The organism is Ruegeria sp. AJ12, from assembly GCF_056536245.1.
Genome location: NZ_JBQFJJ010000001.1, coordinates 3,386,524 through 3,407,755, shown reverse-complemented (window position 1 = coordinate 3,407,755; position 21,232 = coordinate 3,386,524). Strand labels below are relative to the sequence as shown.

Annotated in this window: 16 protein-coding genes and 1 pseudogene; 8 read left to right on the top strand and 9 right to left on the bottom strand. The window is 59.4% G+C overall.

All coding sequences use genetic code 11. The features are described 5' to 3' along the window. Together ACR3E0_RS17060 and dld are read left to right on the top strand one after the other, a co-directional pair. Positions 1-1,152, top strand: a complete 1,152-nt coding sequence (locus ACR3E0_RS17060) for an alpha-hydroxy acid oxidase (RefSeq protein ID WP_480480038.1) — start codon at positions 1-3, stop codon at positions 1,150-1,152. Positions 1,153-1,170: 18 nt separating this feature from the next. After that, positions 1,171-2,853, top strand: a complete 1,683-nt coding sequence (gene dld / locus ACR3E0_RS17055) for a D-lactate dehydrogenase (RefSeq protein ID WP_480480037.1) — start codon at positions 1,171-1,173, stop codon at positions 2,851-2,853. Here the strand turns inward: dld and ACR3E0_RS17050 are convergent. Further along, entirely contained in the window at positions 2,850-4,598 is a 1,749-nt protein-coding gene (locus ACR3E0_RS17050) for a SulP family inorganic anion transporter (RefSeq protein ID WP_480480036.1), read from the bottom strand. The genes dld and ACR3E0_RS17050 overlap by 4 nt on opposite strands. A gap of 330 nt (positions 4,599-4,928) precedes the next feature. Next, the gene (gene gph, locus ACR3E0_RS17045) at positions 4,929-5,603 is read right to left on the bottom strand and encodes a phosphoglycolate phosphatase (protein WP_480480035.1); all 675 of its coding nucleotides are present in this window, start codon (positions 5,601-5,603) and stop codon (positions 4,929-4,931) included. Between the two features lie 221 nt (positions 5,604-5,824). Between gph and hemP the strand changes: the two genes are divergently transcribed. Together hemP and ACR3E0_RS17035 are read left to right on the top strand one after the other, a co-directional pair. Then, positions 5,825-5,992 (top strand): hemin uptake protein HemP, encoded by a 168-nt coding sequence (gene hemP / locus ACR3E0_RS17040; RefSeq protein ID WP_480480034.1) that lies wholly within the window; start codon positions 5,825-5,827, stop codon positions 5,990-5,992. Next, on the top strand, positions 5,989-6,465 hold the full coding sequence (locus ACR3E0_RS17035; protein ID WP_480480033.1) for a hypothetical protein: 477 nt from the start codon (positions 5,989-5,991) through the stop codon (positions 6,463-6,465). The genes hemP and ACR3E0_RS17035 overlap by 4 nt, the downstream gene beginning before the upstream one ends. Positions 6,466-6,517: 52 nt before the next feature. On the opposite strand, the gene ACR3E0_RS17030 is transcribed toward ACR3E0_RS17035, so the two are convergent. From ACR3E0_RS17030 to ACR3E0_RS17005, 6 genes and pseudogenes are all read right to left on the bottom strand, one after another. Continuing rightward, entirely contained in the window at positions 6,518-9,583 is a 3,066-nt protein-coding gene (locus tag ACR3E0_RS17030; protein WP_480480032.1) for an aminotransferase class III-fold pyridoxal phosphate-dependent enzyme, read from the bottom strand. Positions 9,584-9,598: 15 nt separating this feature from the next. Continuing rightward, positions 9,599-10,471, bottom strand: a complete 873-nt coding sequence (locus tag ACR3E0_RS17025) for an NAD(P)-dependent oxidoreductase (protein WP_480480031.1) — start codon at positions 10,469-10,471, stop codon at positions 9,599-9,601. Between the two features lie 102 nt (positions 10,472-10,573). Continuing rightward, positions 10,574-10,963: a Cu(I)-responsive transcriptional regulator gene (gene cueR / locus ACR3E0_RS17020; protein WP_480480030.1), complete on the bottom strand. Its 390-nt coding sequence runs from the start codon at positions 10,961-10,963 to the stop codon at positions 10,574-10,576. Next, positions 10,960-13,431 (bottom strand): heavy metal translocating P-type ATPase, encoded by a 2,472-nt coding sequence (locus ACR3E0_RS17015; protein ID WP_480480029.1) that lies wholly within the window; start codon positions 13,429-13,431, stop codon positions 10,960-10,962. The genes cueR and ACR3E0_RS17015 overlap by 4 nt, the downstream gene beginning before the upstream one ends. A gap of 190 nt (positions 13,432-13,621) precedes the next feature. Beyond that, complete coding sequence (locus ACR3E0_RS17010; protein WP_480480028.1) at positions 13,622-14,242, bottom strand: pyridoxamine 5'-phosphate oxidase family protein; 621 nt, start codon at positions 14,240-14,242, stop codon at positions 13,622-13,624. A gap of 11 nt (positions 14,243-14,253) precedes the next feature. Continuing rightward, positions 14,254-14,716 (bottom strand): annotated as a pseudogene (locus tag ACR3E0_RS17005) (DUF1348 family protein). Between the two features lie 305 nt (positions 14,717-15,021). On the opposite strand from ACR3E0_RS17005, the gene ACR3E0_RS17000 reads away from it, so the two are divergent. Continuing rightward, a complete protein-coding gene (locus tag ACR3E0_RS17000; protein ID WP_480480027.1) occupies positions 15,022-15,585 on the top strand; it encodes a TetR/AcrR family transcriptional regulator in 564 nt (187 codons plus the stop codon). Positions 15,586-15,730: 145 nt separating this feature from the next. Further along, positions 15,731-16,888: an acyl-CoA dehydrogenase family protein gene (locus ACR3E0_RS16995; protein WP_480480026.1), complete on the top strand. Its 1,158-nt coding sequence runs from the start codon at positions 15,731-15,733 to the stop codon at positions 16,886-16,888. A gap of 28 nt (positions 16,889-16,916) precedes the next feature. Here the strand turns inward: ACR3E0_RS16995 and ACR3E0_RS16990 are convergent, their stop codons facing one another. After that, positions 16,917-17,834 (bottom strand): LysR substrate-binding domain-containing protein, encoded by a 918-nt coding sequence (locus tag ACR3E0_RS16990; protein WP_480481079.1) that lies wholly within the window; start codon positions 17,832-17,834, stop codon positions 16,917-16,919. Between the two features lie 150 nt (positions 17,835-17,984). On the opposite strand from ACR3E0_RS16990, the gene ACR3E0_RS16985 reads away from it, so the two are divergent. After that, complete coding sequence (locus ACR3E0_RS16985; RefSeq protein ID WP_480480025.1) at positions 17,985-20,177, top strand: dehydrogenase E1 component subunit alpha/beta; 2,193 nt, start codon at positions 17,985-17,987, stop codon at positions 20,175-20,177. Further along, a complete protein-coding gene (locus tag ACR3E0_RS16980) occupies positions 20,174-21,208 on the top strand; it encodes an ACP S-malonyltransferase (RefSeq protein ID WP_480480024.1) in 1,035 nt (344 codons plus the stop codon). Before ACR3E0_RS16985 ends, ACR3E0_RS16980 begins: the two co-directional genes overlap by 4 nt. The last annotated feature ends 24 nt before the right edge of the window (positions 21,209-21,232 follow it).

Here is a 21,232-nt window from a genome sequence, read left to right as displayed (position 1 = left end):
ATGCGTCTGAGCCAATGTCACAACTTCCACGACTTCCGGCGGCTGGCCAAACAGCGGCTGCCGGGACCCATCTTCAACTATATTGACGGTGGTGCGGATGACGAGGTGACGTATCGGGAAAACACCACGGCGTTTGACCGCTGCGATCTGTTGCCCTCGGTCCTGCGCGGGGTGTCAGACGTCGACATGTCGGTGACGGTAATGGGTCAAAAGCTGGATTTGCCTGTCTATTGCTCGCCCACCGCCTTGCAGCGCCTGTTCCACCACCAGGGCGAACGCGCCGTTGCGGCAGCCGCTGAGAAATACGGCACCATGTTCGGTGTGTCCTCTTTGGGCACCGTGTCGCTGGAAGAGTTGCGGCAGAAGCATAAGAACCCGCAGGTCTATCAGTTCTACTTCCACAAGGATCGCGGACTGAACGCAGCCATGATGCAGCGCGCGAAAGATGCGGGTGTCGAGGTGATGATGCTGACCGTCGACAGTATCACTGGCGGCAACCGCGAACGTGACCTGCGCACCGGGTTCTCGATCCCCTTCCGCCTGACGCTGGGCGGCATGATCCAGTTTGCGATCAAGCCGATGTGGGGGATCAACTACGTCACCCACGAGAAATTCCGTCTGCCGCAATTGGAAGAACATCTGGATATGGGCGGCGGCGCCAGTTCGATCGGCGGCTATTTCACGGACATGCTGGATCCGTCCATGAACTGGGACGATGTGGCGCAGATGGTGCGCGCTTGGGACGGTCAATTCTGCCTCAAGGGCATCATGACCGTCGATGACGCCCGCCGTGCTGCCGAGATCGGCTGCACCGGGATCGTTCTGTCCAATCACGGCGGCCGCCAACTAGACGGCTCGCGTACGCCCTTCGATCAATTGGCCGAGATTGTCGACGCGGTGGGTGACAGGCTGGACGTGATGATGGACAGTGGCGTGCAACGGGGTACACATGTTCTCAAGGCCTTGTCTTTGGGGGCCAAGGCGGTCGGTGTCGGGCGGCATTATCTGTATCCGCTGGCCGCCGCCGGGCAGGCGGGTGTCGAGCGTGCGCTGGGTTTGATGCGGGCCGAGATCGAACGCGGTATGAAACTGATGGGGGTGACGCGTATCGACCAACTGAACCGCGAGAACATCCGATTTCGAAATGTCTGAACCGTTACGGAGACTGCTGTGACCAATGACGCGTTGATCGACACCTTCCGGTCCATCGTTGGATCGCGTCACGTTTTGACCGGCGAACGGGCCACCGAACGGTTTCGCCGTGGATTTCGCTCGGGCGAGGGTGAGGCGCTTTGCGTCATTCAACCGGGCACACTTTTGGAGCAGTGGAAGGTTCTGCAAGCCTGCGTCGCGGCAGACAAGATCGTTATCATGCAGGCGGCGAATACCGGGTTGACCGAAGGCTCGACCCCGTCGGGCAGCTATGATCGCGATGTGGTCCTGATCAATACGCGCCGGATGGACACCCTGGTGCCGCTGAACGACGGCGAACAGATCATCAGTTTTCCCGGAGCGACCCTGTTTGCGTTGGAAAAACTGCTGGCCCCGTTGGGGCGAGAGCCGCATTCGGTGATTGGCTCGTCCTGCATCGGGGCATCAATCGTGGGCGGGGTCTGCAACAACTCGGGCGGGTCACTGGTCGAGCGTGGGCCGGTCTATACCGAACTGTCAGTCCATGCGCGAATTTCCGAGCAGGGCGAGTTGGAACTGGTCAACCATCTGGGCATTGATCTGGGTGAGACGCCTGAGGACATCCTGGCGAACCTCGATGCCGGAACCTTTGACCGGAACCCGGGTGCCACGAACAAACGCGCCTCGGCAAGTGACTATGCGCAGATCGTGCGGGATGTGGATGCGGAAACGCCGGCCCGGTTCAATGCGGACAAGACCAAGCTGTTCGAATCTGCAGGCTCGGCGGGCAAGGTGGCTGTGTTTGCCGTACGCCTTGATACCTTCCGAAAGAACCAGGCCGAGAAGGTGTTCTACATCGGTACAAACAGCCCTGATGATCTGGCCGATTTGCGCCGTCATATCCTGTCCAGCTTCAAGTCTCTGCCTGTCTCGGCGGAATACATGCAGCGTGAGGTTTTCGATATCACTGCAAAATACGGCAAAGACACGGTGGTGATGATCGACAAGCTGGGCACCGACCGGTTGCCGATGTTCTTTGCAATGAAAGGGGCGGTGGATGCCCGATTGCGCCGCATTCCGTTCCTGCGCAACTTTACGGACAGGTTCATGCAGATGGCGGTGTCCGTCTGGCCCCGCGTCTTGCCTAAGCGGATGATTGAATTCCGCGACCGATACGAGCACCATTTGATCCTGAAGATGAAAGATGACGGGATTGTCGAGGCGGCAGAATGGTTGCCCCAGTTCCTCAAGGACCGCGACGGAGACTTCTTCGAATGCACTGCGCGTGAGGCCAAGATTGCGGGGTTGCACCGTTTCGCCGCTGCCGGGGCCGCCGTTCGGTACATGGCGCTGCACGACAATGAGGTAGAAGACATCATCGCACTGGATGTTGCACTGCGCCGCAACGATCAGGACTGGCTTGAAAAGCTTCCGCCCGAGATCGAGAACCAATTGGTGCACAAACTCTACTACGGCCACTTCATGTGCCACGTGATGCATCAGGACTATGTGGTCCGCAAAGGCGCAGATCCCAAAGCGTTGAAGGCCGCGATGCTGGACTTGTTTGACAAACGTGGCGCGGAATACCCGGCCGAACACAATGTTGGCCACCTGTACAAAGCCAAACCTGACCTGGCGGCGCATTATCAGTGTTGTGATCCGACGAATTCCTTCAATCCGGGGATCGGCAAGATGTCCAAGGCAAAAAACTATCAGGACTAGGCGGGCCTTGATCCGGAGCACTGAGCATTTGCATTTCCCCGCGCCTTCCTAGGGGAGCGGTCGAGATAAGCCTGCAACAGGCTGTTCCCGCTGTCAAAAAACGCGCCTGCCCCGACCAGTTCGGTGACGCCATATCGGTCAAGCTCTGCCTTCACCTCCGGTTCCACCAACGTGAAAACCAGCCGGACCTCGCGCGCATGCAAATATGCGATCATGTTCCGCAATGTGTACCCGGCCGTGAAATCGACGACGTCGATTGCCGAGGCGTCGATGCAGAACCATTCAAGGTTTTGGTCTGAGTTCTGAGCAATCGCTGTGACCTCATCAGTAAACCTTTGGGTGTTCGCGTAGTACATGCCGTGGGAAAACCGGTAGATCACCAGGCCCGGTTCGAACTGGTTCGGCGCGGATAACGCCTTGGAGTGCCAACCCCCGGTGTCGCTTTGCACAATGACCGAGTTCTTCGGCCTGTAACCCCGGCGGGTATGGTCAACAAGCGACAGGACCATTGCGAAAATGATGCCCTGTTCGACACCCACAAAAACCACCACCGCTGCCGTGGCGACCGCAACCCAGAATTCCGACCGCGCCTGTCTGAAGATCGTTGCAAGGCCTTTGACGTCGATCAGTTTGACGCCGATCAGGAACACAACTGCGGACAGCGCCGCGTTGGGCAGATACGCCAAAGGACCGGTCAGGAACAGGATGACGATCAGAACGATCACAACGGTGGTCAATTGTGCAATCTGGCTGCGTCCTCCGGCACTGGCGACCATTTCGGTTTTGGTCGGGCTTCCGTTCACCACGAACGTGCCCGTGAATGCTGCGCCAAGGTTCGCCAGCCCCAGTCCGACAAGGTCGGTATTCTCGCTGACCTTCTCCTCGTACCTGGCCGCATAGGCCCGGGACGTTGCCGCACTCTGCGCGAGGATCACGACAAAAATGGACAGAGCCGTGGGCAGCAATTGCTTGAACAGCGTCCAGTTCCATTGAACTTCGGGCACGGAAAACGAGGGCAGACCACTTGGCACCGTGCCCAGCAGCGAGATTCCGACTGTGTCGAACTGGAAGATCCAGCTGCACAGGATCACGCCCACGATTGCAATCAGGGGACCAGGCGCTTTGCGAGACACGCGGGTGCAGCCGACGACAATGCACAGGATGCCGGCCGAGACGGCAACGGTTGGCCAGTTGACCTGTGACAGGTCCTGTATGATGCCGTGCAGCTTGGTGAGCGTGCCATGACCCGCAACGTCGATTCCAAGCATGCCCGGCACTTCGCCGGTCGCAACCTGAATGCCCACGCCGGTCAGGAACCCGACCAGAACCGTCCGAGACAAAAAGTCCGCCAGAAAACCCAGCCCGATGGTTCGTGCTGCAATCAGCAGGGCAGCGGCCATCAGGGCGAGCAGGGAGGCCAGCGCCATATATTCGGATGATCCCGCAACCGCCATTCCCGCTAATGCGGACGCCGTGATCGCTGCCGTTGCCGAGTCGGCCCCGACGACAAGATGCCTTGAGGACCCAAAAAGCGCGAACAGGGCCATTGGTATCAGGATTGTGTACAGGCCCGTGATTACCGGCGTTCCGGCGATCTTAGTGTAGCCCATGACTTCGGGGATCGCGAGGCACGCAAAGGTAACGCCTGCCAGAATTTCCGCCGGCAGTCTTGCGCGGTCGAACGGCAGGAGTCCTTGCAGAATAGGCAGAGAAAACAGACGGTTCCCTCTGCGTGGCAATCCCATTCCCTGATCCTTTTATTGCTCGCTGCAGGTGTTGTGCGCTGACGCTGGTTTTATCCGCACAAAAGCTTCTGGAACGCTACGCAATTGTTCTGAGCAAAGCCAATGTTTGAGTGGTGCCCAGACAAGAAATCTTGCCGTCTACGGGAATCCCCCAATTACACCAGCCGTTGAGAATCGGTAGACATTGATTAACCACAAGGTCGTTCGCGGCCAAACCACTTTCCCCGATGAGGGGCTGGTCACCACCCCCTCGGCCGGCCCCTCAATAACTTCTGGGGTTTCCCAAACAGGTGCAACGCAGCGATTGTGATGGCCGAAACCGGGCGGTCCTCAGGCGCGCTGTTCCATTTGGTTCAGCATCTGTGTCACCAAACCCGGCAGTTGTTCAGCGGCATCGTAGCTGACCGTATGCGGAATTTCTGCGACGGGCGTTTTCCTGTACCCCCCACTGAATAGCAAAAAGGGTATCTGCGCGCGTTGCGACGTTTCCGCGTCCACTTCGCTGTCGCCAACAAACAGACGCGGTCCTTGGAATGACAGAGCGTCAAAGCTTGAGTGCAGATGTGCAGGGTCCGGCTTGCGTGTTGGCAGAGTATCCCCGCCCAGCACGGCATCAAAGTGTTGGGTCAGATCAAGTGCGTCCAGCACGTGCCGCGCCGGGGCCTCGGGCTTGTTTGTGCAGACACCGAGGACGCACCCCATGTCGCGCAACTGCACCAAAGCGTCTGGCATGCCCGGATACGGTTGGGTCGTGTTACTGGCGGCCGCGTCGTAATGTGTCAGTGTGATCCGCGTGAGCTCAGCGTGCCGGGCCATCGGCAACTCACAATGCCCCATCAAACGCTCGACCAGCTTGGGCAGCCCGTTGCCAACGAATCGCTGGATCACAGTCTGTGAAACAGGGCCTTTGCCAATGTCACTCAGCATCCTGTTGGCGGCATTAGCGATGTCACCGATGCTGTCTACCAGAGTTCCGTCCAGATCGAATACAACCGCAGCGCGCATGGAATACCTGCCTGAATAATGGGTTTTGCAACTCCTAACCCGTGCTGAAATGCAGCGCAATTGTGCCCGTTTTCAGAATGGAGAATCCGGGGCTTGACATACCTTAGTAAAATAATCAGATTAAGGCTCAATACCGACAGCCAGCCCAATCCGGGGTCAGCCAAATCATTAGAAACGCAAACAGAACAGGCCGTTTGGCTAAAACCCTCTGGAGTTGTCCGATGAACGCGCAGACCCCGAATCCAAGCCAATCCTATGCAGTTTCGATGCTTCCGGCGCACAAGGCCGAAGACCTGACCAAAGGGGGCAATCTGGCCCATATCGAACTGGGCGACCAACTCTACACCCTGCGCATCACCCGCGCGGGCAAACTGATCCTGACAAAATGAAATCACCGTCCATTCGGGGTGGGGCGGCTGTCGGTCGCCTATCCGATCTCGACCCGGTCGAAGCCGGCGCGGTGATGTATTTGCGGTTGTGGGGCGAAGGCCCAAAGGGCCGGGCAGATGCTGCCAGTGATTTTGGCATCGCTCTGGGTATGGATCATGGCAGGGCCGCCATGCTGACGCTGGATCGCCTGTGTTCGTTATGTGCAAAACACGGGCGCAGGCCGCTGATCCGACACGGTCTGGGATGTGCCTGCGTTGGAGCGGACGAGAATTGTTTTGCCCAGATGATCGGGGCAGCGTCCGAGGGTGCGCGTGAGGACGCGATGTTAATGGCATCCTTGATGATCCGCCCGGATTTTGCGCCTGCTCTGGCAGCCTTGTCCGAAGAATTTGGTCTGGCCCTTCGGCGGATGGTTGCGGCGACGCCCATGCCGACGACCGGTCACAAGTCTCACTCGACCGTTCTGCATTGAGCCCATTCTTAGCCTAACAGTGAAACCCCGGCTTACGCCGGAGTTTCTTGTTTCAGCAGCATCCGCAGCCCGCGTGATGGTGATCATGGTCGGGGGGCGGGGGTGGCGTGTACTCTCCGATCTCGGAGAGCACCTCGCGCAGGGCCCACAGGATCATATCCAAGTCGTCAGCCTCGATGGTCAGAGGTGGGCGGATTTTAAGGATATTGTCCCTTGGGCCTTCGCTGCCGATCAGAATGCGATGATCGCGCATCCGGTTCTTGACGTATCTGCAAATCTCGGTGCCTTCGGACCCGTCCGGATTGATCAGTTCAACGCCAATGAACAGCCCCATCCCCCGCACGTCACCGACGGCTGCAAATTCGGTCTCGATCTGGCGCAATCCATCCAGCAGGCGCACACCCATTGCCCGGGCATTCACCTGAAGGCCTTCCTCGTCCACGATATCGAGCACCTCCTTGCCGATCCGGCAGGACAGGGTGGAGCCGCCAAAGGTCGAAAAGAACTCGATCCCGTTGTCAAAGCTTTCGGCAATTGCCTTGGTCGTTGCGACGACGCCCAGCGGGTGCCCGTTGCCGATAGGTTTGCCCAGGACAACAATATCGGGCACCGCGCCCTGATGTTCGAACCCGAAGTAGTACTCACCCAGCCGCCCAAGGCCCGTCTGCACCTCATCCGCGATGCAAACACCGCCTGCGGCCCGGATTTTCTCATAAACCGCCGGCAGGTAACCCGGGGGTGGAATGATCTGCCCCCCGACCGAGGGAAAGGTTTCGGCGATGAAACCAGCGAGCCCTTGGCCTCGGCTCTGCAAGGCCGAAATCGCAGGGTCAACGAGATCAGCGAATTTCTGTGCCCGATCCGGATCATCGCGTTTGAAAGCGCCGCGGTAATCATCGGCAACGTCGACCAGTTCGACCCAGTCCGCCTGCCCGACACCACCGGGTTTGTTGAACTTGTAGGCCGATATCGCAACGGCTGCGTTGGTGTTGCCGTGATACCCATGATCCGGCGTCACGATCCCTTTGGCCCCGGTATGCGTGCGGGCCAGACGCAAGGCGAGCTCGTTCGCCTCGGTCCCGGAGTTGACGAAAAAACAGACCTCGAAACTGTCCGGTAGTTTCGACAGAACCTTGCCGGCAAAGGCGGTTTGCGCCGGGTGCAGGTAGCGGGTGTTCGAATTCATCCGCTTTAACTGATCCGCTGCAACCGCCTGAATGCGCGGATGTGCGTGGCCGACATGAGGGACATTGTTATAGGCGTCCAGATAGGGCCGCCCCCACTCATCGAACAGGTGGTGTTTCCAGCCCCGTACCAACATGACCGGATCGTCATAGGTCAACGACAGGTTGCCGCCGAAATGGTCCTGCCGCCCCTGCAGGACGGCCTGCTTGTCTGTCGGGCAATAAAACACTTTGTCATCCGGCAAGTTCAACAAGGCGGCGGGGTTGGGACATACCGCATGCCACAGGAACATCTCGTCCGGGTCACCAACACCGGGCCAGTCAGCCTGCATCCCGTCGGTGGTGAGCGCCAGCTGGAAATGCACATGCGGCGCCCAACCGCCATTCTGGCTGGCATCTCCAAGACGGGCAAAGGCCGCGCCTTGCGCAACCGGGTCGCCGGGTTTCAGGCGGTCACACACTTCGGGGTCCAGATGGCCATACAGCGTATAAAACGGGTCCCCGTCAGGGGTTTCGTGATGCAGGATTACGACACCGCCATAGTCGAGATGGCTGGCGCGATTTTCGACGGCTTCGACCCGCCCGCTCATCGGGGCGTGCAGAATGGTGCCAGCAGGTGCAAAGACATCGACGGCCAGATGCACCGTCCGCCGATCCGACGCTTTCCACTGGCCTTTGCGGAACCCCGGTTCGGCGTATATCAGGCGCGGCTCGTTGTAGTAGCCCAGCCAAAGGCCGTCTCCGAACTCTTCCCCGACCCGCGCAGCCTCGTCCAAGGGCATATGGAACGGGTTTTCCGGCCAGACCGAGTTTTCAACCGACAGAGAACCCATCGGTGCATCGCTCAGGTCCTGTTCGAACATCCGGGCAAAGTGGCCACGATGCTCGGACAGATAGGCCAGAACCCGGTCGGCCCCGTCCGTGACGGGCAGGCCGCATGCGGCGCGCAGGCGCGCTGGCATCAGGCCACCATTGACCGAGGTGTTTTCCAGAAAGCGCCACGCAGGCGCCTGACTGATCGTCACATAGGGGTCGGCTGGGTTCGCGACGGCCATCAGGGTCGAGTTCACCACGGACACCGCCAGACGCATTCTGAGCAGCGGCCAGATCAAATCAATCTCTTCGGTGCACAGGCGATTGGCGGCGTGATATCCGCGTACCAAAGCAGTCAGGGCGCGCTCGGGCTTGGGGTGATCGAGAACGACGTAGGCCCCGGCAATGGCCAGGTCACATATCCGGGGGGCCGCGCACATGTCGCCCAAATCAATCAGACCGGACACGGATTGACGCTGACCCAGTTCGCCATCCACCAGTATGTTGTAATCGTTTGCATCGTTGTGGATGGCCTGTTTCGGCAGGGTCGAAACCTTTTGGGCGATAGCGTCGTAGCCGCTGGTGATCTCGGTCAATAAGGCGCGCCGGACCGGATCGGTAATCACGTCCAATTCGCCCGCGATCCACCCCGCCTGCATCAGATCCCATTTGAAATCTTCCCGCGCCAAACTGTCATGTTTGAAGTGTTCCAAAACACGGTCGGTTGCCCCCAACACGCGTCCAAGCTTCAGGATCAGTTCTTCGCTCTTGGGCGCCGTTTCGGCGTAACACTGCCCCGGCAATCGTTCGAGCAGCCAGACCAGCCTGGGGGCGCCTGTCTCGTCGGCGATCTCGGGCAACAGCGCTCCGTTCAGATCGTGAATGACCTTGGGACATGGCAGGCCCGGCGCTTCGGCGGCGAGATGTTCAAGCGCTTTGATCTGCAGGTCGACGAGCGTGGTCTCACACCCGACACGCATGATCTTGAGCACGTAGTCCTGTCCGTTCGTGGCTTGCACCAAAAGGTTCAGGTCATACTCGCCGGCCAGTCGCGACAGTTTGGCGTCCAGACCCCAGCGCGCTCTCAGCACAGCTGCCCAAAATTCAATGCTGTCGTTCATCGACACCTGACTCCGTCAGCCCAGTGCACGCAACCGTTTGATCAGCGATGATGTATCCCAGCGGCCACCGCCCAGTTTCTGCACGTCCTTGTAGAACTGATCGACAAGTGCGGTCACTGGCAGGGATGCCCCGGTCTCATTCGCAGTGTCCAGGCAGATGCCCAGATCCTTGCGCATCCAATCCACCGCAAAACCGTGATCGAAATGATCGTCCAGCATGGTCTCATACCGGTTCGCCATTTGCCAGCTGCCGGCCGCGCCCTGACTGATCACTTCGACGACCGAGCGTCCGTCCAGACCGGCCTTTTCCGCAAAGTGCAACGCTTCGCTTAGACCCTGAACCAGCCCCGCAATCGCGATCTGGTTGCACATTTTGGCCATTTGACCGGCACCGCTGTCACCAATCCGGCGGCAGATTTTCGAGTAAACCTGCATCACGGGTTCGGCCCGGCCATAGGCGCCCTGATCGCCGCCGCACATGATCGACAACACACCATTCTCTGCTCCGGCCTGACCCCCTGAGATCGGCGCATCGACAAAAGCAATGCCTTGCGCGCCCGCTGTTGCAGATAACTCGCGCGTGACCTTGGCTGACACTGTTGTGTGGTCGACAAAAATCGCTCCGTTGGACATGCCGTGAAAGGCGCCGCCTTCACCTGTGCATACGTTGCGCAGGTCATCATCGTTGCCGACGCAGGCAAACACGATCTCTGCAGCCTGCGCGGCTTCTTCGGGAGTCCGAGCCATTGCGCCGCCATGTTCGGTCACCCACGCTTCGGCCTTGGCGGTGGTGCGATTGAAAACCGTAACCTGATGACCTGCGGCCTGCAGGTGCCCGGCCATGGGATAGCCCATAACTCCGAGGCCAAGGAAAGCGACTTTTGCCATTTGGTGATCCTCTCCGCTGTCCGGCCCCTTCTTCTGCAGGCGCAGCGGGCCGGAATGTTCAGCAGAGACAAAGCAAAGCTGCGGACAAAGGGCAACCCCGCGCTACGATTTGCCGCCCAGGTCCTGCAGGATCGGACAATCCGGCCTGTCATCGCCTGCACAGGCGTCAATCAGATGGCTGAGCGTATCCCGCATCGCTTTCAGGTCGGCGATTTTGGCTTCGATCTGCGCCAAATGATCCCGTGCGACCCGCTTAACATCCGCGCTGGCCCGGGTTTCATCCTCGTACAGCGCCAGCAGGGTTCGGCAGTCTTCTATTGTGAACCCCAATGCGCGGGCGCGTCCCAGAAAGTTCAGCTTGTGCACGTCCTGTTCTCGGAACCGGCGATACCCGTTTTCGTCGCGCTGCGGTTTGATCAGGTTGATGTCCTCGTAGTACCGGATGGTCTTGGCGGGCAGGCCGGTGCGGCTAGCGACATTTCCGATATTCATGCATGCACCTCTACGGTTGTGGCCGGAGCGGTTTCCGGTGCGCTTGCACGAACCCGTCTCAGGCGCAATGCGTTCGAGACGACAAAGACGCTCGACAACGCCATGGCCCCGGCGGCCAGAGCCGGTGACAGAAGATGACCGCCAAAGGGGTATAACGCACCTGCGGCCACCGGGATCAGCAAGACGTTGTATCCAAACGCCCAGCCGAGGTTTTGGCGGATGTTGCGCATGGTTCGGCGGCTGATCTCGACCGCATTTGCCACGCCACGCAAATCACCTGACATCAGGACCACATCTGCAGTTTCAATGGCGACATCGGTTCCGGTTCCGATGGCGATGCCGATATCAGCGGCGGCCAGCGCCGGGGCGTCATTGATCCCGTCGCCCACAAAAGCCAGTGTCCCATGCCGGTCGCGCAACGCATTTATGGCATTGAGCTTGCCCTCTGGCAGCACGTCGGCGGTCACATGATCGATCCCCAGACGGGCGGCCAACGCCTCGGCCGTGCGGGCGTTGTCTCCGGTGACCATGGCCAGCGTCAGGCCCATTTCGTGCAGCCGCGCCAACGCCTCACGCGTGCCCGGTTTGATCGGGTCCGAAACGGAAAGGCTCGCCGCCGCCTTGCCATCAATGGCCAGAAACAACGGCGTGGCACCTTGGGCGGCGCGCGCGTCGGCATCCGCCTGCAGCTCTTGCAGATCGATCCCACTTTGCTGCATCAGTTTCTGTGAACCGATCAAGAGCTCCTTGCCGTCTGCGCGGCCCTGCAGGCCAAGGCCCGTCAGGGATTGGACGTCCGAGACCTTCGGCAGTTCCTCGGGCCCGGCACGGGTAATAGCCGTTGCGATCGGATGCTCAGATCGCGTTTCGAGTGCGGCAGCCAGCCGCAACACTTCGCTCCGCTCAAATCCGTTCGCAGTCATCACATCCTGCAGTTCCGGGCGACCAAGCGTCAGCGTGCCGGTCTTGTCCAATGCAACAACCTGCGCCTGCTGAAGCTGTTGCAGCGCGTCGCCCTTGCGAAACAGAACACCCAGTTCTGCTGCGCGACCGGTTCCAACCATGATCGATGTGGGTGTTGCCAGTCCCATGGCGCAGGGGCAGGCGATGATCAGAACCGACACCCCGGCCACCAGCGCCAACGGCAGGGCCGGGGACGGCCCAAACATCAGCCACATTACGACGGTGAGCACCGCGACCGCGATGACCGCAGGAACAAAGCGATAGGTGATCTGGTCCACCAGCCCCTGAATGGGCAGCTTGGCCCCCTGCGCCTGTTCCACCATTTGAATGACCTGCGCCAGCACCGTGTCCGACCCGACATGCGTTGCCTGAACGCGCAGAGGGCCGGTCCCGTTCACTGTCCCTCCGACGACATGATCGCCCAAGGACTTGCCGACCGGTACAGGCTCACCCGTGATCATGCTCTCATCAATGTATGACGTGCCTTCGATGACATCCCCATCGACGGGTACGCGTTCGCCGGGGCGGATTTGCAGGATATCGCTCACGACGATCTCGGCGATAGGGCGGTCCACAGCCTTTCCGTCCAGCTCAACGCGCGCCGTTTTGGGTTGCAAGCCTATAAGCTTGCGGATCGCGGCGCCGGTTTTGCCCTTGGCGCGTGCCTCCAAAAGCCGGCCCAGAAGGATAAGGACAACAATGACGGCCGCCGCTTCGAAATACACGTTGGCAGTGCCCTGTGGCAGTACCTGCGGCGCGAATGTTGCGGTCACCGAATAGAGATACGCCGCCCCTGTTCCCAATGCGACCAGAGCGTTCATGTCGGGTGCGCGTCGCAGCAAGGACGGGATTCCTTTTACGTAGAAAATGCGCCCGGGTCCGATCAGCAGCACGGAGGTCAGCGCAAACTGGATGAGATGGCTTGTCTGCGTGCCAATTGTTGCGTGAACCCAGTGGTGAAAGACGGGGATCATGTGCCCGCCCATCTCGAGAATGAAAACCGGCAGCGCAAGAACCGCAGCGAACAAGGTCGCGCGGTACAGCTTGCGCAGTTCGTCCGTTTTTTCATCACGTTGAACGTTGGGCGCTGTCTTGGTGCGGGTCGGGTATCCCAACGCCGTTACAAGATGTGCCAGGGCATCCGGGTCGGTCGCGCCTTCGACATAACGGACAGTCGCGGTTTCAGACGCCAGATTGACATTTGCGCCCGTGACCCCGGGGGCGGACAGCAAAGCGCGTTCGATTTTGGCCACACAGGAGGCACAGTTCATCCCGCTGATCTTCAAATCCGTCTGGAGAGTTGCAGCGGGATACCCGGCGGTTTCCAACGCCTCGGTCAATTCAGAAACGCGCCCGTCAAAGCGAACCTGGGCTGTCTCGGTGGCGAAATTGACAGAGGCGCTTGCGACGCTTGCAACGTTTTCCAACGCAGTTTCGACCCGCGCGACACAGGACGCGCAGGTCATGCCATTGATCTTAAGCTGTATGGTGTGCGGTTTGGACATCCGACTCGTTCCGGCAGTTCAGTTGCCATCTAGATGAGGGTTCCAGTGACAGGAAGGTCAAGGGGTGCGATCAAATTATCGAATATATATTTTTGCCCTGGGAGTTTTTGAGCGCTTTAGCATGGTGACGGAGGCAACACTTCAGTTGACCGACACCGTAAGTTGAGTCTTGACCAGTTGATCAGCAATCTCAATCCGGCTTGGCCAGTTCCCGTTTTAGTCTTTCGTTTTCAGCCTGTAATCGGGCCAGTTGCTGACCCAAATCTGCGAGATACGGGCGCAGTTCAGTCTCGGTAAAGCGTGGTGCGATGTGGCGCGGGCAGTTCCAGTCCAGCGCCTCGACACGGATGATTGCGGCACGTTCTGCCGGAGCCTCGGCACCCTCAGGGTACAGGCTGGTTGCGGCCGCTTCGCCTTCAGTGAACTCAACACGCCCCAGGATCTTGAGGCGCCGTTGATTGGCGTAGTCCATCAGGATCAGGGCAATCCGGTCATTTCCGTCGAGATTCCCGCGCGAGATATACTGTTTGTTTCCCGAGAAATCGGCGTATCCAATTGTTTGAGGCCCCAGCACCTTTAGAAATCCGGCAGGCCCACCACGATACTGCACATACGGCCACCCGGTCTCGGACACCGTGGCCTGGTAGAAACCGTCGCGTGCCTCGATAAAAGCTTTTTCCGGATCGCCGATCAGATGACCTTGCCGAGGTCCTCCCTCGGTGAACTTGGCATATGTCTTGGCAGAGCCCATTCGCTCCTGATGCGCGCGGACAGAGGGGGTGAAAGTCAGTTCCGAGAAGGCGCGGGGCATGGTCAATCCTTTCAAAGGCCGAGGCTGTGAAGCCCGGGATGATCGTCTGGATGCTGACCCAGAGGCCAGCGAAACAGATGTTCCCCCTCGGCGGTGGGCATGTCGTTCAGTAAGGCGTGGCGGTGGGACATCCGACCGCCTGCGGTAAACCCCCAGTTTTCGTTGCCGTAGGACCGGAACCAGTGTCCGCTGTCATCATGCCACGCGTAGCCATAGCGCACAGTGATGCAATTGCCGAAAAGCCCACAGGTCCTTGATCAGCCGATAGTTCAATTCCTTGCGCCATTTTCGGGTCAGAAAGGCGCAAATGTCAGGATGTCCGGACAGTAATTCGGCGCGGGTCCGCCACTGGCTGTCCTCTGTGTATGCGGACGTGGCGACATTCGCATTGCGGCTGTTCCAGGCATTCTCCGCCAAACGCACTTTCGTTGTGGCGGTTTCGTGGGAGAATGGAGGGAACGGGGTGCGGTCCATTGTGCAGGGCGTCCTTCAGGTCATGGACGCGGCCAGAAGTGCCACGGTCAAGAGGAAAGGAACGTATTGAGAGGGGAACAGGTTGGCGCGGCGTTTCATCTGCTTTCCTTAAAGTGTACAGATCGGTAAGCTATAATGAATACATGTACCGATCGGTTAACTTAATCAAGGGAGCAATTCGTCAACAGGAAGTGATCCAGCTTTGGGTTGGGTTAAGGTGTTTTAAAACATGGGTTTTTTCATCGGGTATTGCGTCTCGGCGCTCTGCTTAATATGTACTGAGCAGTACACCCAGGAGCCGAAACATGCGCCCAAACAAGCGAGACCAGCTTGTCCGCAAGGCATTGCAGGTTTTCTATCGCGATGGTTTCCACGCGACCGGAATGGACAAGCTGGTCGCGGAAACGGGTGTCTCCAAGACGTCGATGTACAAGCACTTTCGTACCAAGGAAGAGCTCATTCTCGCGTCTCTTCGCTTGCGCGATGAAAACTTTCGAAACTGGATTTACCGCCGGATCGAAGAGCTATCGGACACACCCGCCGGGCAGATCATCGCCAGTTTCGACGCAATGAAAGAGTGGTTTGAGGAAGACGGCTTTCGCGGGTGCATGTTCATCAAAGCCGGGGCCGAGTATCAGGATGCCGAGCATCCGATTCATGCGCAGGCCGCTGAACACAAACGCCTGCTGTTGGACCATTTCACACATCTCGCGCGGCAGGCGAACGCTCAGGACCCGGAAAAACTGGCCAGTCAGATTGTCCTGCTGCAGGAGGGGGCCATCGTGGCGGCGGTTCTACTGAAGAACTGTGATCCTGCAGAGGATGCAAAGGACGCGGCCCGGCAATTGCTCGCTACGGCACTTGAGTGACCGGGTTACGTGGGAGTGTTCGTTCCGTTTTCCCGTCTGGATAAAAGACGTTGCGTTGCCTGATGCATGAACGCGGCGTCACACGGATTGGCGGCGCGCGCGATGCAGGCTAGCTTTGCGGTAACTGCTTATCGGAGAGCCTGAGATGTCGCTTTTTACCTCCACCGCCGCATGGGTCACGGATGAACACCGGATGTTTGCTGAAATGGCAGGCCGTTTCATGGATGATGAACTGACGCCCAACATCGAAACCTGGGCTGCAAATGGCGTGGTTGACCGCGAGTTCTGGCGCAAAGCGGGCGAAACCGGACTGATGGCAGGGGCCATACCCGAAGAATATGGCGGCGTCGGCGGCGGCATGGGGTTCGACTCGGTCACGATTTACGAACAGACGGCCCGGGGCGACGCCGGGTGGGGTTACGGCATTCAGTCTATCGTGACCCATTACATCACCGCTTATGGCAGTGAGGATCAAAAACAGAAATGGCTGCCCAAGCTGGCCTCGGGTGAAATGGTCGGGGCGCTTGCCATGACGGAACCCGGAACCGGTTCGGATGTGCAGGCGGTGCGGACGACGGCGGAGAAGGATGGGAATTCCTACCGTCTCAACGGGTCCAAGATTTTCATCACCAACGGACAATCCGCGGATCTGATCATTGTTGCGGCCAAGACGGACAAGTCGCTTGGCGCCAAGGGTGTGTCACTGATCGCCGTTGAAACGGATGGGGCGGATGGTTTCCGGCGCGGCCGCAACCTCAAGAAACTGGGCATGAAAGGCAACGATACGGCCGAGTTGTTCTTTGAAGATGTCAAAGTGCCGATGACGAACCTTTTGGGTCCCGAAGAAGGGCAGGGGTTCTACCAGTTGATGAAACAATTGCCTTGGGAGCGTCTGACCATCGGCTTGATGGCCTTGGGAGCCATCGATTTCGCCATCGCCGAGACGGTGAAATACGTCCAGGACCGCAAAGCCTTCGGACAGCGTGTCATGGACTTTCAGAACACCCGGTTCAAGCTGGCGGAATGCAAGACCAAGGCTGAGGTGTTGCGCAGTTTCGTCAATGACTGCGTCGGCAAGCTCGAAGCCGGAGAACTGGATGCGGCCACGGCGTCTATGGTCAAATACTGGGGCTCCGAAGTGCAAAATGAGATCATGCACGAATGCCTGCAGTTGTTTGGCGGCTACGGCTTCATGATGGAATACCCGATTGCCCGTCTCTATGCCGACGCAAGGGTCCAGATGATATACGGTGGCACAAACGAAGTCATGAAGGAACTGATCGCGCGGTCACTGGACGTTTGATGGGGTTCAGGTGACCGGACGCAGTCGATCATTCAAGGCCGCGGTCCGCCTCGTCGTGTGTCGGCTCCAACTGGCTTTCCAGCCAATTTCGGAAAGATTTCAGGGGTTCGGATTCGGCTTTTGCCTTGGGCCAGACCAGGAAGTAGTCGCCGAGGCTGATCTTCGGACCCTCCCATGCCAGGGCCAGGCGCCCAGATTTCAGGTCTTCGGCCACCAGATAGCTTGGCAACAGACCGACGCCCAGCCCATGGATGGTCGCTTGAATCATCGTTGAAAACTGATCGAACATCATGCCCTGCAGCCCGTGAACCGGTTTGCCCTGCGCGGCGAACCATCGCTCCCACCCGTCGGGGCGGGTTTCGATGTGCAAAAGGGAGGTCCCGGTCAGCCAGTCGATGCTCTTGATCCGTTCGGGCAACAGCGCAGGGGCGCAAACTGGCAGTACCTCTTCGTGCATGATCTTCATGTAGCTCACACCGCTCCAGTTCTGCTGACCGAAATGGAACGCCGCGTCAAAGGGTTCGTTGGTAAAGTCAAACGGTTTCAGGCGCGTGTTCAGGTTGACAGTCACTTCCGGATGGCGGCGGGCAAAATCCTGCAGGCGCGGTGCCAGCCAGTGCATTCCAAAGGCCGGCAGGATCGACAGATGCAGCGACCCGCCGGTCGGGTTGGCTTTGAGTTTCAGCGACGCCTGCGCCAGTTGATGAAGAGCCGCGCGCGCCGTCTGCACATAGTCTTTTGCAGCCGGCGTCAGGTTAAGGCGCATCTGCGTGCGCTGGATCAGTTCGACACCCAACTGTTCTTCCATCGCCTTGAGTTGACGGCTGATCGCGCTTTGGGTCAGTGACAACTCTTCGGCTGCGGCCGAGGCGCTGCCCAGACGGTCCACGGCTTCCAGAGCCAGCAGGGATGAAATCGAAGGGAGAAAGCGGCGCGGCGCAATCATATTACAATTCCTCATACCTTTGCCCCCGAATATCACTGGCCTTTTGGCAAGACCAGCGAGATACATGAATTGCTTACACAATGGGTTTCGATCGGCGCAGATTGGGCCGCAAAACAGGGTCCGCCCCGAAACGTTTGAAGAGGTCATTCGATGGATCGCGCTCAGATCGTTCACGAAAACTTCCGCGCCCGGGTTGCCAAAAGGGACCTGCCGCAGGGTCCGCGCCCAAAGCCGGGGTTGAGCGATCCCGATGCCGTTTCCCTGTTTCGGTCGCAAGTCCTGAGCCGCGCGCTGGACCGCACGAGCCGCGCAATGCAAAAGGCCGGGCAGGGGTTCTATACAATCGGATCGTCGGGCCATGAGGGGATGGCGGTCGTGGCGCATGCTCTGCGCCCGACAGATATCGCATTTCTTCATTATCGGGATGCGGCGTTTCAGATTGCCCGGGCCGAGCAGGTGCCTGGTCAGCAGATCGCGTGGGACATGCTGCTGAGTTTCGCCTGTTCGAAAGAGGACCCCATATCGGGAGGGCGGCATAAGGTGCTGGGATCCAAGGCACTGACAATTCCGCCGCAAACGTCGACCATTGCCAGCCACCTGCCCAAGGCGGTTGGGGCCGCCTATTCACTGGGCGCGGCGCGGCGGCATAACCTCGAGCACCGGGAACTGCCGGAAGACGGGATCGCCATGTGCTCGTTCGGGGACGCTTCCGCAAACCATTCCACAGCGCAAGGAGCGATAAACACGGCGGGTTGGACAAGTGTTCAATCCACGCCGCTGCCTTTGCTGTTCGTGTGTGAGGACAATGGTATCGGGATCTCGGTCAAGACACCGAGGGGATGGATTCAGGCCTCGATGGAGCATCGACCCGGGATCAGGTATTTTCAGGCCAACGGTCTCGACATCTACGAAACTCATGCGGTCGCGAAAGCGGCAGCCGATTACGTCCGTGCACGCCGCAAGCCCGCCTTTTTACATCTGCGGACCGTCCGCCTTTATGGCCATGCCGGGGCAGATGTGCCGACGACCTATCTCAGCAAGTCCGAGGTCGAGGCGGATGAGGCAAATGACCCGTTGCTGCATTCCGTGCGCCTGCTGGACGAGGCCGGTGCTTTGACGCCGGAACAGGCGCTGAATATCTATGATGACACCTGCGCCCGCACGGATCGTATCGCAGCCGAGGCTGCAACCCGCCCGCATCTGACCAGCGCGCAGGAGGTCATGGCCAGCATCATCCCACCTAAACGCGCGTGCAAACCCACAAACGGGCCCAGATCTAATGAGCGGGCCGAGACTTTTGGGGCGGACCTGAGCGCGATGGCCGAGCCGCAACCGATGAGCCGTATCATCAACTGGGCTCTGACCGATCTGATGCTGGAACATGGCGAGATCGTCAGCATGGGCGAGGATGTCGGTCGCAAGGGTGGCGTCTATGGTGTGTCGCAGAAATTGCAGCAGCGGTTTGGACCGGACCGGGTGATCGATACGTTGCTGGACGAACAGTCCATTCTGGGGTTGGCTATCGGAATGGCCCACAACGGATTTGTCCCGATCCCGGAAATCCAGTTCCTGGCTTACCTGCACAATGCCGAGGACCAGATCCGGGGCGAAGCGGCGACGTTGCCGTTCTTCTCCAAAGGACAATTCACCAACCCGATGGTCGTGCGGATTGCCGGGCTGGGATACCAAAAGGGTTTTGGCGGGCATTTTCACAACGACAACTCTCTGGCCGTTTTGCGGGATATCCCGGGGGTGGTCATCGCCTGTCCCTCCCAGGGCGCGGATGCGGCGCAGATGCTGCGCGAGTGTGTGCGTTTGGCGCGGGAAGAGCAGCGGGTGGTGGTATTTCTGGAGCCCATCGCTCTCTACCCCATGCGCGATCTGCATGCGGCGCAGGACGGTTCCTGGATGACGATCTATCCCTCACCGGATCAGCGCATCGCCCTGGGCGAGGTTGGTGTGCGTGGCGACGGCACCGACTTGGCGATCGTCACCTATGGCAACGGGCACTACTTGTCGCAACAGGCGCTGCCTGATTTGAAGGCCGCCGGTTTGAACGTGCGGATCATCGACATGCGGTGGCTGGCGCCCCTGCCGGTCGAGGCCTTGCGCAGCGCCACCGAAGGGTGCCGACACGTGTTGATCGTAGATGAATGCCGCCGAACCGGCAGCCAGTCCGAAGCACTGATGGCGTTCTTTGGCGAGGAAGACGAAAGCAAACCCGTTGCGCGCGTTGTTGCCGAAGACAGTTTCATTGCAACCGGCCCGGCCTATGCCGCGCCGTTGCCGTCCAAGGACGACATTGTGAATGCCGCTTTTGCCCTGACCGGAGCGGCAAGATGACCCGCACCGCCGTTGTAATCTGCCCGGGGCGCGGGACCTATAACAAACCGGAACTGGGTTACCTGCACCGACACCACGCACCGCGGATGGCGATGTTTCAAGGCTTCGACGCGATCCGGACCGAAGTCGGACAGGAGCCGGTCACCACGCTGGACAGCGCGGCCCGGTTTACCGTTGGCAAATTCTCTCGTGGCGATGTGGCCTCGCCCCTGATCTACGCGGCATCGCTTGCCGATGCACAGAGCCTTGCGAGCGATATTGAGGTCGTGGCAGTCACCGGAAATTCCATGGGGTGGTACATAGCGCTTGCGGCAGCAGGTGCCCTGAGCGCCGAGAACGGGTTTCGGGTCGTCAACACAATGGGAACCTTGATGCAGGAGCATCTGATCGGCGGGCAGTTGGTCTACCCCTTTGTGGGCGACGATTGGGCTCCGGACCCGGATCGAAAAGCTGCATTGCTGCAAGATGTGGCGCGCATCGACGCGACCGATGACCACGATCTGGCGCTGTCCATCGATCTGGGCGGGATGCTGGTTCTGGCTGGCAATGAGGCGGGTTTGGCGGCCTTCGAGGCCTCACAGCCATCGGTTCAGGATCGCTTTCCCATGCGCTTGCCCAATCACGCGGCGTTTCACACAAGGTTGCAGACACCCGTCGCGGCGGAAGGTCGTACGCGCCTGAGCGCCGAGCTTTTCGGGCAGCCCCAGCATCCGCTGATCGACGGGCGGGGCAAGATCTGGTGGCCCGATGCCACAGACACCACGGCGCTATGGGACTACACGCTGGGTCATCAGGTCACCGAACCCTATGACTTCACCCGTGCCATCCAAACGGCGGCACGGGAGTTTGCCCCGGACCTGTTCATCGTGACCGGACCGGGGGACACTCTGGGCGGCGCCGTCGCCCAATCGCTGGTTCTGGCCAGTTGGCGCGGCATGGCGGACAAGGCGTCGTTTGTAGAACGTCAGAAAACCGCTCCTGTGCTTGTCGCGATGGGTCGCGACGATCAGAGGGCGCTTGCAACGGGCTAGGCGCTATCCGATGATTTGCGCTCA

Excerpts from the sequence above, each read along its gene's own strand:
- ACR3E0_RS17050 (WP_480480036.1), bottom strand. The coding sequence starts at position 4,598 with ATGGGATTGCCACGCAGAGGGAACCGTCTGTTTTCTCTGCCTATTCTG.
- cueR (WP_480480030.1), bottom strand. The coding sequence starts at position 10,963 with ATGAATATCGGAAATGTCGCTAGCCGCACCGGCCTGCCCGCCAAGACC.
- ACR3E0_RS17000 (WP_480480027.1), top strand. The coding sequence starts at position 15,022 with ATGCGCCCAAACAAGCGAGACCAGCTTGTCCGCAAGGCATTGCAGGTT.
- ACR3E0_RS17015 (WP_480480029.1), bottom strand. The coding sequence starts at position 13,431 with ATGTCCAAACCGCACACCATACAGCTTAAGATCAATGGCATGACCTGC.
- ACR3E0_RS16995 (WP_480480026.1), top strand. The coding sequence starts at position 15,731 with ATGTCGCTTTTTACCTCCACCGCCGCATGGGTCACGGATGAACACCGG.
- ACR3E0_RS17025 (WP_480480031.1), bottom strand. The coding sequence starts at position 10,471 with ATGGCAAAAGTCGCTTTCCTTGGCCTCGGAGTTATGGGCTATCCCATG.
- ACR3E0_RS17010 (WP_480480028.1), bottom strand. The coding sequence starts at position 14,242 with ATGCCCCGCGCCTTCTCGGAACTGACTTTCACCCCCTCTGTCCGCGCG.
- ACR3E0_RS16980 (WP_480480024.1), top strand. The coding sequence starts at position 20,174 with ATGACCCGCACCGCCGTTGTAATCTGCCCGGGGCGCGGGACCTATAAC.
- hemP (WP_480480034.1), top strand. The coding sequence starts at position 5,825 with ATGAACGCGCAGACCCCGAATCCAAGCCAATCCTATGCAGTTTCGATG.
- ACR3E0_RS16985 (WP_480480025.1), top strand. The coding sequence starts at position 17,985 with ATGGATCGCGCTCAGATCGTTCACGAAAACTTCCGCGCCCGGGTTGCC.
- ACR3E0_RS17030 (WP_480480032.1), bottom strand. The coding sequence starts at position 9,583 with ATGAACGACAGCATTGAATTTTGGGCAGCTGTGCTGAGAGCGCGCTGG.
- ACR3E0_RS17035 (WP_480480033.1), top strand. The coding sequence starts at position 5,989 with ATGAAATCACCGTCCATTCGGGGTGGGGCGGCTGTCGGTCGCCTATCC.
- ACR3E0_RS16990 (WP_480481079.1), bottom strand. The coding sequence starts at position 17,834 with ATGATTGCGCCGCGCCGCTTTCTCCCTTCGATTTCATCCCTGCTGGCT.
- ACR3E0_RS17060 (WP_480480038.1), top strand. The coding sequence starts at position 1 with ATGCGTCTGAGCCAATGTCACAACTTCCACGACTTCCGGCGGCTGGCC.
- gph (WP_480480035.1), bottom strand. The coding sequence starts at position 5,603 with ATGCGCGCTGCGGTTGTATTCGATCTGGACGGAACTCTGGTAGACAGC.